Origin of the sequence: Lacrimispora sp. 210928-DFI.3.58 (assembly GCF_020554865.1) — a bacterium.
Classification (GTDB): Bacteria; Bacillota; Clostridia; order Lachnospirales; family Lachnospiraceae; genus Enterocloster.
Window position 1 is genome coordinate 80,197 of the sequence record NZ_JAJCIC010000018.1, and the last position, 11,730, is coordinate 91,926.

Consider the following 11,730-nt stretch of genomic DNA (forward strand, 5'->3'; position numbering starts at 1 on the left):
TATGGCAAAGAAACGCAATATCATCGTAGGTCAGTCAGGAGGGCCGACAGCAGTTATCAATTCCAGCCTGGCAGGGGTTTACAAGACAGCAAAGGAGAGGGGCTTCCACAAGGTATATGGAATGCTTCACGGCATCGAGGGATTTTTAGATGAGATGTATGTGGATCTTTCTACCCAGATCCATTCTGATATGGATATTGAGCTGTTAAAGAGGACGCCTTCCGCATTTTTGGGCTCCTGCCGCTATAAGCTGCCGGATATACATGAGAACCCGGAGATCTATGAGAAGATATTCTCCATCTTAGATAAGCTGGATATTGAGGTGTTCATCTACATAGGAGGCAACGACTCCATGGATACCATCAAGAAGCTGTCCGATTATGCCATTGTCAAGGGGCACAACCAGAAATTCTTAGGCGTGCCGAAGACCATTGACAACGATCTGGCTCTGACAGACCACACCCCAGGCTTCGGAAGTGCTGCCAAATACATTGCAGCATCCACAAAGGAGGTCATCCGCGATGCCATGGGCTTATCCTACAAGAGGAATATGATCACTATCATGGAGATCATGGGACGGAATGCAGGATGGCTCACAGGAGCAACCGCCCTGGCAAAGACAGAGGACTGCTGCGGACCGGACCTGATCTATCTGCCGGAGGTGGCCTTTGACACAGAGAAGTTCCTGAAAAAATGTACGGACCTGTTAAAGAAAAAGCCATCCATCGTGATCGCCGTATCAGAGGGTATTAAAGTGGCAGACGGACGCTACGTGTGCCAGCTGGCAGGGGGAAGTGACTATGTGGACGCCTTTGGGCACAAGCAGCTGGCAGGCACAGCCGCTTATCTGGCCTCCTTCCTGGCTGAGAAGACTGGCTGCAAGACAAGGGCAGTGGAGCTCTCCACTCTCCAGAGGAGCGCATCCCACATGGCATCCAGAGTGGATATCAACGAGGCCTTCATGGTAGGCGGTGCAGCAGTGAAGGCAGCGGACGAGGGAGACACAGGCAAGATGGTGGTGATCGACCGCGTATCAGATGACCCATACATGAGCGCAGCCGGCATTTACGATGTGCACAAGATCGCCAACAATGAAAAGCTGGTTCCAAGGAATTGGGTAACAAAGGACGGCAGCTACGTGACCGAGGAATTTGTAAACTACGTAGAGCCTCTGATCCAGGGAGACTATCAGCCATTTATGGTAAACGGACTTCCGCAGCATCTTGTCTTAAAGCGCTGAACCAGGCTGAAATTTCTGTGAAAAGGATAAAAATTCGATAAATAATCGAGGGTAAAACAAAAAGATTGAAAGCGGTTCCTGTAAAAAATCGGAACCGCTTTTTGATTTTTTGATAAAAAAGCAGCAAAAGGGACAACGGAACCGTGCACATTTCACATAGGAAATGAGTATTTTGGACGGAACCGGGGGATGAAAGAAAATTTGACAATGTCATATAATAGTGCTATAAATATTCCAACAAACAAACATATCATCAAACGCAGGTTCCCATAAATGGGGATCTCCAATAAAAAGGAGTCTTGAAAATGAAAGAAAAGAAAATTATGTTGCCAACCATTGACGAGGCAAAGAAGTTCGTGGAAAAGGCTGCCAGATGTGACTTTGATATTGACGTATTTTACAACAGGGTGACAATCGATGCAAAGTCCATTCTCGGCGTACTGAGCCTGGATCTTACACGTGTGCTGACCGTGCAGTACAGCGGAGAGGATGAGGCATTTGAGGAGTATCTGGATACCATCACACCGGAGGCAGCAACCGTAGCAGCCTAAGTGCAGGAGATTTTAAAGCCGGATATTTGTGACAGTATATAGATGGACAGGACAGAAGAGAGGACGGATCGCGAACATAAGTTTGCAATCCGCCCTCTTTTATGCTATGCTGTCTGCAGAAGATATGGAACACTAGGAAGGCAGGAGACGTGATTTGGACAGCCAGGCACAGGTCAGGATATCCGTGCGTAATCTGGTGGAGTTTGTTATGCGGTCAGGAGATCTGGACAACCGCAGGACAGCAGGAGCAAAAAAGGAGGCCATGCAGGCCGGAAGCAGGCTCCACCGGAAGATTCAAAAGCGTATGGGCAGCAATTATCAGGCAGAGGTGAGCTTAAAGCACAGGGTGCAGGAGGACCAGTTTACCATATTGGTGGAGGGACGGGCAGACGGCATCCTCACAGAGCCGGGAGGCGTCACCATTGACGAGATCAAATGTATCTACATGGACGTGAACAGGCTGGAGGAGGCAGACAGTGTCCATATGGCCCAGGCATTGTGCTACGGCTATATCTACTGCTTTGACAAGGGGCTTGATTCGATCGGCATACAGCTGACCTACTGCAACATAGAGACAGAGGAGATACGGAGGTTTAAGGAGAGCCGGAGCTTTGAGGAGCTTACAGAGTGGTTTCAGGGCCTAATACACGAGTACGTGAAATGGGCCAGATATCTCTACAGCCACGGCCAAAGGCGCCAGGCCTGCCTAAAGGAGCTGACCTTTCCATATGATTACCGGGAGGGGCAGAAGGAGCTGGCTGTCAATGTCTACAGGAGCATTGCCAGGGGACGGAACCTGTTTATCCAGGCTCCTACAGGGGTGGGAAAGACGCTCTCCACCATCTTTCCCAGCCTGAAGGCCATGGGGGAGGGCTATGGGGATAAGCTGTTTTATCTCACGGCAAAGACCATCACCCGCAGCGTGGCGGAGGAGGCATTTTCCATTTTAAGGGAGAAACGCTCCCTCTATTTTAACACAGTCACCATAACGGCAAAGGAAAAGCTCTGTGTCATGGAAAAGCCGGAATGTAATCCCCAGGCCTGCCCCAGGGCAAAGGGACATTTTGACCGGGTAAATGATGCTGTCTATGAGATCCTCCACGAGGAGCAGGGGATCACCAGGGAAAAGGTGCTTCAGTACGCGGCCAGATATGAGGTCTGTCCCTTTGAATTCTGCCTGGATATCAGCAGCTGGGTGGATGGGATCATCTGCGACTACAATTATGTGTTTGATCCGAATGTCCGTCTGAAGCGCTATTTCTCCGAGGGGGAGCCCTCAAGGGGATATCTCTTTCTGGTGGACGAGGCCCACAATTTGGTGCCGAGGGCCAGGGAGATGTACAGCGCAAGCCTGTTAAAGGAAGATGTCCTGCTGGCAAAGCGCGTACTGAAGGGACAGCCCGGTACGGGAAAGCTTTTAACGCTTTTAGACCAGTGCAACCGCCGCTTTCTGGAGATCAAGCGGGCCTATGGGACAGAGACGTTAGATGGCCCGCGTCTGAATCATGTGTTGGATGAAGGGTATGAGATCCTCACAGAGGTCAATCTTCTGGCCTTAAGCCTCATGTCCATGTTTGGGGAGCTGGAGACCTTTATGAATGAGCATGTGGAGTTTGAGGACAGGGATCTGGTTCTGGATTTCTACTTTAAGGTCAGGGATTTCCTCTATGTGCATGACCGGGCAGATGATAATTACAGGATCTACGCCATGGTCCGCCCGGACAACAGCTTCTTTTTAAAGCTCATGTGCATCAACCCGGCAGCAAACCTGAGGGAAAGCCTGGATAAGGGGATCAGCACCTTGTTTTTCTCGGCCACTCTTCTGCCCATCCAGTATTACAAGGAGCTTTTGAGCGGAAGCCAGGAGGAGTATGCCGTCTATGCAAAGTCTCCCTTCCCTCAGGAGAACAGGCTTATCCTTGCGGCCAGCGATGTGAGCAGCCGCTACAGCAGGAGGAGCAGGCGGGAATTTGAGAAGATCGCAGATTACATTGAACGGATCGTAGAGGGAAGAAAGGGAAATTATATGGTGTTCTGTCCCTCCTACCAGTACCTGTCCCAGGTGGGAGAGATCCTGAGGGAACGTGAGGAAGGGGGAAGACTTTCCTTTACCTGCCTGTTTCAGAGCAGTCACATGGCAGAGGAGGAGCGGGAAGCATTTTTAGAGGAATTTGAGAAGGAGAAGGAGCGTTCCATGGCGGCCCTGTGCGTGATGGGAGGCATTTTCTCTGAGGGGATCGACCTAAAAGAAGAGCGCCTCATCGGCGCTGTAATCATAGGAACGGGACTGCCCCAGGTAAATGTAGAGCAGGAGATCCTGAGGGATTATTTTGATGAACATGGCGGTCAGGGCTTTGACTATGCCTACCAGTATCCTGGCATGAACAAGGTTATGCAGGCGGCAGGGCGGGTGATACGCACCATCCAGGACAAGGGTGTGATCGCGCTGTTGGACGACCGTTTCCTCCGGCCTGAGTATGTAGCGCTGTTTCCCTGGGAGTGGGGCAGCTATACGGTGGTAAACCGCCATAATGTATCCCAGGCCCTGGCAGAGTTCTGGGAGGGGCACAGGACAGATTGAGCGGCTGCTCCCGCACCCTACAGCATGTCCATAAACTGCTTGGCTGCCTGGGAGACTGGCAGGCTTTCATTGTAGGCCACCACCATCTGGCGCAGGGGAAGCTGCTCTGTGAGTTCCAGGACAAAGAGATCCCTATCCTTTGGCGGGATGCAGAAATCCGGCACAAAGGCGATTCCTAAGCCGATGCGGGCCAGGTCGATCAGCAGGTCATTGCTGGAGAGCTCGATCTCCGGTACAAGATCCAGCTGGTTTTTCTGGAATATCTGGTGGAGAAATTCGCTGGTGGTGCTCTTGCGGTCCAGCATCATGATGGGATACTGCAGGAGCTCCTCCAGAGTATGGGCTTTGCCCTCCAGGTCAAAGGCCTGGCGGCTGGCAGTGAACACATCCCGGAATTCATTGATCACCCTGGTATTCATACTGCCGGAAAGGGCGGAGTTGGGATAGTTGGTGATGATAAAATCGGCCTGTCCGCTTTCTAACAGGCTGGCGCACTGGATGGAGGTCATATTGGTGACCTTGATATGGATGCCCGGATACTCCTTGTGGAAGCGGTTCAGATAGGGTACCAGGTAGTAGCGGCAGATGGTGTCGCTGGCGCCGATGCGCAGCTGCCCGCCATTTAAGGTGTGGGCCTCCAGAAGCTGGTTTTCCCCCTTCTTTATCAGGTTCATGGCAGGTTCGATATGCTTCAAGAGGATCTCACCCTCCGGGGTCAGCTGCACCTTCTTCGTGCTGCGGATGAAAAGAGGCTGGTTCAGCTTCTTTTCCAGGACTTTAATGGACTGGCTCACAGCCGATTGAGAAATAAATAGCTGCTTTGACGCCTCAGAAAAGCTTAAGGTCACAGCCACATGATAGAATACTTTATATAATTCATAATTAATGTCCATTATGAAGTCCTCCTTATAAACTAATCCTATCTTATCACGGAGGGAAAGGCTTTGTAAAGACCGGGGGCTTTCGATTATTAAAAAAAATTTCCCACTTTATTACAGTTATTGATTGGCAAAAGTGAAACCAGGCGGTATAGTATTTATTAAGTAAAGGCGCTGAAGCTAGTTATTCAGCGCCTTTTTCTTTGTTACACGGGAAGCTTCATTCCCTGTGCAACAAAAAATGCTTTGCATGGACCGCACTGCGGCGGAAAGGAAGATGCCGCTTATGCGGCCCGCCGCAGGCGGAGAATCCTGCAGAGCAGGATTCTTTTTACAAATCAGGCGGTCTGCCTGGGACAGGAGTGCGATGTAATGAAGGAATTGGTAAACCATACCGAAGGGATCAACCGCTTGCTTGCAAGATATGGGGTGAAATTCGGTATCTACAAAAACGGAACCTTCCATGAACAGCTGTTTCCCTTTGATCCACTTGCCAGAGTGATCGAGGCTTCCGAGTTTGCTTATCTGGAAAAGGGCCTGATCCAGCGGGTGAACGCTCTGAATGCGTTCTTAGGGGATGTTTACGGAGAACAGAAGATCATAAAAGACGGTGTGATACCGGAGGATTTCATCTACTCCTCCAAAGGGTATCTGATCCAGTGCCGCGGGATCATGCCGCCAAAGGGGATCTACAGCCATATTTCAGGCATTGACCTGGTACAGGCAAAGGATAAGACCTGGTACATACTGGAGGACAACTTAAGGATCCCCTCCGGCGCCTCTTATCCCCTGATCGCAAGGGAGCTGACCCGCCAGGCCTCCCCCAGGACCTTTGCCGACAAGCGTATCATTGACAACCGCAATTACGCCTCCATGCTGAAGGAGGTCATGGATCATGTGAATACAGGAGGCATTAACGTTGTCCTGACACCGGGACGGTACAATGCAGCCTTCTTTGAGCATTCCTATCTGGCTGAGCGCAGCGGCGCAGTTCTGGCAATGCCGCAGGATCTGTTTGTGGAGGATGGATATGTATATTACCGCCACTACAGCGGGCGGGAGAAGGTGGGAGCTGTATACCGCCGGATCTCCGATGAATATCTGGATCCGCTGACCTTTGAACCGGAATCCCTCATCGGCGTTCCTGGGATCGTGGATGTATACCGGGAGGGAAAGGTAGCGCTTCTCAATGCGCCGGGCAACGGCGTGGCAGATGACAAGGGCAGCTATTACTTTGTACCCCATATGATACGGTATTATCTGGGAGAGGAGCCGATCCTGCACAATGCACCCACGTATCTGGCCTTTTATGAAAAGGACAGGAACTATATCCTGGAGCATTTGTCAACGCTTGTGATCAAGGATGTATCCGAGGCAGGAGGCTACGGAGTCGCCTTTGGAAGCGACATGACCGGGGAAGAGTTAAAGCACATGGCAGAGGTCATTACCAATGAGCCCAGGCGCTTCATCGCCCAGGAGGTCATTGATTTTATTGACCTGGATATCATGGAGGGCGATGAGCAGGTGCCCAGGAAAGCTGACTTAAGAGCCTTTGTACTCACAGGAGAGACCACAAAGGTATGGGCCAGCGGCCTTACCAGGTTTTCCAGGAACCCGGATTCGTTCGTAGTAAATTCATCACAGGGAGGAGGATTTAAAGACACATGGGTATTATCTCGTTAGAAAAAGCAGACCACCTGTTCTGGCTGGGCAGGTACACGGAGAGGGTATTTACCACCCTGGATTCCTTTTTTAAATACTATGACAAAATGCTGGATGTGGACGACCAGGCCTATAAGAACTTTTGTGAGAGCATTGCCATTCCATCTGACATTTACACGGATAAGGAGGATTTTATCCGCAGGTATCTCTTTGACAGCACGGATTACAACTCCATTTACAGCAACATGCTGCGGGCCTTTGACAATGGTGTGATCCTGAGGGATGAGCTTTCCAGCACGACCCTGTCCTACCTCCAGATGGCCTTAGACTGCATGGAGCAGAAGGGAAGCACCGGGGCAGTCATCTATGACCTGCAGCCTGTGCTGGATGATATCTTTGCCTTCTGGGGATGTCTGGATGACAAGGTGGAGGATGAGGAGTGCCGCAACCTGATCAAATGCGGTAAATATCTGGAACGGCTTGACTTATATATGAGGATGGATTATCCTTATAAATACATTGAAAAAGAATTCAGTAAGTTCCAGAACAGGCTTCACAAGGTCAAGATCGGCTACTCCTTAGGAGAGCTTGACAGGCTGGCCGGGATCATCAGCCTGGGAGAGAGCTGGAGGGATAAGTACTACGAAGCCCTCAATGCTCTCTGGAATATTTTTTAGGAGTGATACAGATTGAAGAAACTGCATTTCCACTATGAGATGCAGCTGCAGCTTGCAGGACCTGCCATCGACCATTATTTCCGGTTCCGCTGCCTGCCATATAAGGAGGATGTCCAGCAGGATATGGATACCTCCTTCTATGTGGAGCCGGCAGGCTTCCTCAGGGAGATCACAGACGGGTTCGGGAGCCGCTGCCTCACAGGAGAGGCCCTTGCCCCTCATGAGGGGCTTCACGTGGTATCCCGCGGAAATGTGCTTGTGGACCATTCTAAGCGGAAAATGGCAGAGGCGGATCCGGTATTCCGGTATCCGTCCCATTTTACGGAACCGGAGGAAAATATCAGGCAGCTGTATGAGAACGTAATGGGAGAATATGTCCGGTCGGGGGATTCCGGCCGCGGCATCTTTTTTGTGCGCCGTCTCATGGAGGCGGTATACCGCCATATGTCCTATGTGCCCGGGGCGACGGACATCCATACCACAGCCGCCCAGGCCTTAAGGGGAGGAAAGGGAGTGTGCCAGGATTACACCCACATCCTTCTTTCCATGTGCCGCATGGCGGGGATCCCGGCCAGGTACGCGGCAGGCGCCATGATCGGCGAGGGCGCTACCCATGCCTGGGCAGAGGTATGGCTGGAGGGCATGTGGCTGGGAGCGGACCCCACCAACTGCTGTATGACAGATGAAACGTACATCAAATTTTCCCATGGAAGGGATTACGGTGACTGTACCGTAGACCGGGGCTGCTTTCGGGGGGCCGCCGGCCAGCAACAGAGAATCTATGTAAAGGTGGAAGAAACGACATGGTAGAAACGGTGGTATCCGTAGGGCTGCCAGTGGGCGAGAAGCTGAATGTCAAGAAAAATGTGATAAAGCCCATGGTCCTGACGGGAAAGGAAAAGCGGGTCTGCATCGTTACAGGCACCCACGGTGATGAGCTGGAGGGACAGTATGTCTGCTACGAGCTGAACCGCCTGATCGAAGAGCATTTGGAGTACCTGACAGGTATTGTGGAAATTTATCCTGCTCTGAATCCTCTGGGAGTGGATTCCATTACCAGGGGAGTGCCGGGCTTTGACCTGGATATGAACCGTATTTTTCCGGGAGGAGAGGGCATATCAGCCCCGGAATACGTGGCTCATAAGATCGTTGAAAGCATCAAAGGGGCAGATCTCTGCATTGATATCCATGCCAGCAATATTTTCCTTCGGGAGATCCCGCAGGTGCGCGTCAGCGAGGGAACGGCAGATAGGCTCCTTCCCTATGCAAAACGCCTGAATGTGGATTACATATGGGTCCATGCGGCTGCTACCGTGCTGGAGTCCACCCTTGCCCACAGCCTGAACACCATAGGAGTTCCCACCCTGGTGGTGGAGATGGGTGTGGGAATGCGCATCACAGAGGGCTTCTGCCATCAGCTGGTGGACGGGATATTTGCCTTGATGAAGGATCTGGATGTGTGGGCCGGCGAGGTCATCACCCCAAAGCAGCCCATCGTGTCCAGGGACAGGGAGGTCGGCTTTGTAAATGCAGGCCGTCCCGGCATTTTCCTGCCCTGCGTTCCTCACTGGAATGATGTGAAAAAGGGAGAAATGATCGGCAGGATCTTAAATCCTCTGGAGGGAAAGGTGGAGGAGGAGGTATATGCGCCCATCGATGGGCTGCTTTTTACCTTGAGAGAGTACCCGGTAGTATCTCCGGGCTCCCTTCTCGCCAGAGTTCTGGGAGGTGACAGGTCATGAGAAAGGAATTGATCTTTTCCCTGCCCAGCTTGTACAGGGAGGATATGGACGTTTACGGCTACTATTTCGGAAAGGGCGAAAAGTCAGCCTGCATTATCGGAGCCTTAAGGGGCAATGAGATCCAGCAGATGTACATCTGCTCCCAGCTGGTGAAGTCCTTAAAGGAGCTGGAGTCAAGAGGAGCGATCGTAGGAAACAATGAGATCCTGGTGATCCCCCATGTAAACCATTACTCCATGAATATCGGGAAGCGGTTCTGGCCTGGGGACAATACGGATATCAACCGCATGTTTCCCGGTTATAACCTGGGTGAGACCACCCAGAGGATCGCCGACGGCGTGTTTGCCAAGGTACAGGCCTACAGCTACGGCATCCAGCTGGCAAGCTTCTATATGCCGGGAGAGTTCGTGCCTCATGTGCGCATGATGGAGACAGGCTTCCAGAATGCAAGCCTGGCAAACCTGTTCGGCCTGCCCTATGTGGTGATACGAAAGCCCCAGCCCTATGATACCACTACCTTGAACTACAATTGGCAGGTATGGGATACAAGTGCTTTTTCGCTGTATACAAGCGCTACGGATACCATTGACGAGGTATCAGCAAAGCAGGCTGTGGCCTCCATTCTCCGTTTCCTCACAAGAATGGGCATACTGCGCTATACGAGCCACAGCGGCTACATTGCAAGCGTGCTCCAGGAGGGAGATATGACAAATGTGTGCGCAGATGGCGCAGGCATTTTCAGACGGTGCTTTAAGCCCGGGGATGAGGTAAGACGGGGAGATGTGCTGGCAGAGATCGTGAGCCCGGATGACGGAGAGCTGGTAAGCAGTGTCAAGTCCCCCACGGACGGCATCGTGTTCTTTGCGCACAGCCAGCCCCTTGTGATGGAGGGGACGATGATCTATAAAATTATCAGGCGGCTGCACCAATGATGAAGGCGGATGGCCTATGCGGTAAGAGCCTGGATAAGAGCCTGAAGTGACAGGCGCTTATTACGCAGTATCCGGCAAAACACGCCAGCGACGCGTTTTGCCGGATTGTGCGTGAATAGAAAAAGAAGGAATTGGAAGAGAAAATGGCAGAAAATTTTTATGAAATGTATCTGGAGGAAATGGGGCAGGTAGCTCCTGTGACAGAGGCGGAGAGGGCGGTGCTGTTAGCAGCCGTGGCCCAGGGAGACGAAAGAGCCAGGAACCGCCTGGTGGAGGGAAGCCTGCACCGTGCCCTGGAGCTTGCAAAGGAGTATGAGGGAAGGGAGCTTCCCATATCAGACCTGGTCCAGGAGGCCAACACCGCCCTTATGCTGGCGGCTGTGGAATATGACGGCAGCGCTGACTGGGAGGAACTCATGGAAGGCCGCATCCGCGAGGCGGTGGAGCTGGCCTTAAGTGAGCAGAGGACAGAGCTGGATATTGAGGAAAATATGGCTGCCAGGGTCAATGTGCTCCAGACAGTATCCCAGGTTCTTGCAAAGGAGCTGGGCCGTGAGGCCACAGTGGAGGAGCTGGCTGCCAAGATGAAGATGACAGAGGATGAGATCAAGGACATCATGAAGCTGGCCCTGGATGCTTTGACGGTGAACGGGGAAGGTCAGGTGGCTGAAGGCCGGGATGAGAGCGGGGACATGGCATCCGGCTATGAAGAGGCTGATCCTGGTACGGAGAATACCTCCTCCACAGGCAATCCCATCAGGGACGGCTGGAGCCTGGAAGACCTCTTGTAGAGGGAGGGGATATGAAGCTTTATATCATACGCCATGGACAGACGGACTGGAACGTTGCCCAGAGAATACAGGGAAGCCAGGATATTCCCTTAAATGAACAGGGACGCCGCCAGGCAAGCCTCCTGGCAAAAGCCATGGAGGAGCGTCCTGTGGAAAAAATCTTTGCCAGCCCCCAGCTGCGGGCCTATGAGACAGCCAGAATGGTCGGGGAGAGGCAGCATGTTCCGGTGGTAACCGTTCCCTGGCTGATGGAGATCAATTACGGTGTCTGGGAGGGCAGGACCTCGGAGGAGATCCTGTCAGAGGATGGAGCGCTTTACTCGGCGTGGCTTTCCCATCCCTCATCTGTGGCTCCCAGGGGCGGAGAGACCCTAAAGCAGGTGGATGACCGCTGTGAAAAGGCCTGGGAGCAGATAAAAAGCCAGGCTGCAGGCGATATAGCCATCGTATCCCACGGAGGGACCTTGGCGCATCTGATCGCCCTTTTGCTGAAGAAAGACAGGACCAAGGAGGAGATGGTGGTGGGGAATGCCTCCATTACGACCATTGACTATGATCCTGAGGCCAGGGTATGCCGGCTGTTGGAGCTCGATGATTGCAGTCATCTTCTGTAGGAGATGACTCAGAGTGTCGACAAAGTCGCCACTCTGTTGGAATTCATGGCTGCGCCATAAAT

11 protein-coding genes are annotated in these 11,730 nt (G+C 52.2%); 10 read left to right on the forward strand and 1 reads right to left on the reverse strand.

What is annotated here, in order from left to right:
- The first annotated feature begins 1 nt into the window (after nucleotide 1).
- The 3 genes from LIZ87_RS12425 (at nucleotide 2) to LIZ87_RS12435 (ending at nucleotide 4,372) form a co-directional block, all read left to right on the forward strand.
- Complete coding sequence (locus LIZ87_RS12425) at nucleotides 2-1,240, forward strand: 6-phosphofructokinase (protein WP_178316380.1); 1,239 nt, start codon at nucleotides 2-4, stop codon at nucleotides 1,238-1,240.
- Between the two features lie 305 nt (nucleotides 1,241-1,545).
- Nucleotides 1,546-1,791, forward strand: coding sequence for an HPr family phosphocarrier protein (locus LIZ87_RS12430; RefSeq protein ID WP_178314760.1), 246 nt, complete (start codon nucleotides 1,546-1,548; stop codon nucleotides 1,789-1,791).
- 208 nt (nucleotides 1,792-1,999) lie between these two features.
- Complete coding sequence (locus LIZ87_RS12435) at nucleotides 2,000-4,372, forward strand: ATP-dependent DNA helicase (RefSeq protein WP_178314764.1); 2,373 nt, start codon at nucleotides 2,000-2,002, stop codon at nucleotides 4,370-4,372.
- A 17-nt stretch (nucleotides 4,373-4,389) separates the two neighbouring features.
- Here LIZ87_RS12435 and LIZ87_RS12440 read toward each other — a convergent pair whose 3' ends face one another.
- A complete protein-coding gene (locus LIZ87_RS12440) occupies nucleotides 4,390-5,265 on the reverse strand; it encodes a LysR family transcriptional regulator (RefSeq protein WP_227147444.1) in 876 nt (291 codons plus the stop codon).
- A gap of 357 nt (nucleotides 5,266-5,622) precedes the next feature.
- Between LIZ87_RS12440 and LIZ87_RS12445 the strand changes: the two genes are divergently transcribed.
- The 7 genes from LIZ87_RS12445 (at nucleotide 5,623) to LIZ87_RS12475 (ending at nucleotide 11,668) form a co-directional block, all read left to right on the forward strand.
- The gene (locus tag LIZ87_RS12445; RefSeq protein WP_227147447.1) at nucleotides 5,623-6,933 is read left to right on the forward strand and encodes a circularly permuted type 2 ATP-grasp protein; all 1,311 of its coding nucleotides are present in this window, start codon (nucleotides 5,623-5,625) and stop codon (nucleotides 6,931-6,933) included.
- Complete coding sequence (locus tag LIZ87_RS12450) at nucleotides 6,915-7,589, forward strand: alpha-E domain-containing protein (RefSeq protein WP_178316257.1); 675 nt, start codon at nucleotides 6,915-6,917, stop codon at nucleotides 7,587-7,589. The genes LIZ87_RS12445 and LIZ87_RS12450 overlap by 19 nt, the downstream gene beginning before the upstream one ends.
- A 12-nt stretch (nucleotides 7,590-7,601) precedes the next feature.
- The gene (locus tag LIZ87_RS12455; protein ID WP_178316256.1) at nucleotides 7,602-8,399 is read left to right on the forward strand and encodes a transglutaminase-like domain-containing protein; all 798 of its coding nucleotides are present in this window, start codon (nucleotides 7,602-7,604) and stop codon (nucleotides 8,397-8,399) included.
- Nucleotides 8,393-9,331 (forward strand): M14 family metallopeptidase, encoded by a 939-nt coding sequence (locus tag LIZ87_RS12460; protein ID WP_227147449.1) that lies wholly within the window; start codon nucleotides 8,393-8,395, stop codon nucleotides 9,329-9,331. Before LIZ87_RS12455 ends, LIZ87_RS12460 begins: the two co-directional genes overlap by 7 nt.
- Nucleotides 9,328-10,263, forward strand: a complete 936-nt coding sequence (locus LIZ87_RS12465; protein WP_227147451.1) for a M14 family metallopeptidase — start codon at nucleotides 9,328-9,330, stop codon at nucleotides 10,261-10,263. Before LIZ87_RS12460 ends, LIZ87_RS12465 begins: the two co-directional genes overlap by 4 nt.
- A gap of 143 nt (nucleotides 10,264-10,406) precedes the next feature.
- Nucleotides 10,407-11,054: a sigma-70 domain-containing protein gene (locus LIZ87_RS12470; RefSeq protein ID WP_227147454.1), complete on the forward strand. Its 648-nt coding sequence runs from the start codon at nucleotides 10,407-10,409 to the stop codon at nucleotides 11,052-11,054.
- 11 nt (nucleotides 11,055-11,065) lie between these two features.
- Nucleotides 11,066-11,668: a histidine phosphatase family protein gene (locus tag LIZ87_RS12475; RefSeq protein WP_227147457.1), complete on the forward strand. Its 603-nt coding sequence runs from the start codon at nucleotides 11,066-11,068 to the stop codon at nucleotides 11,666-11,668.
- The last annotated feature ends 62 nt before the right edge of the window (nucleotides 11,669-11,730 follow it).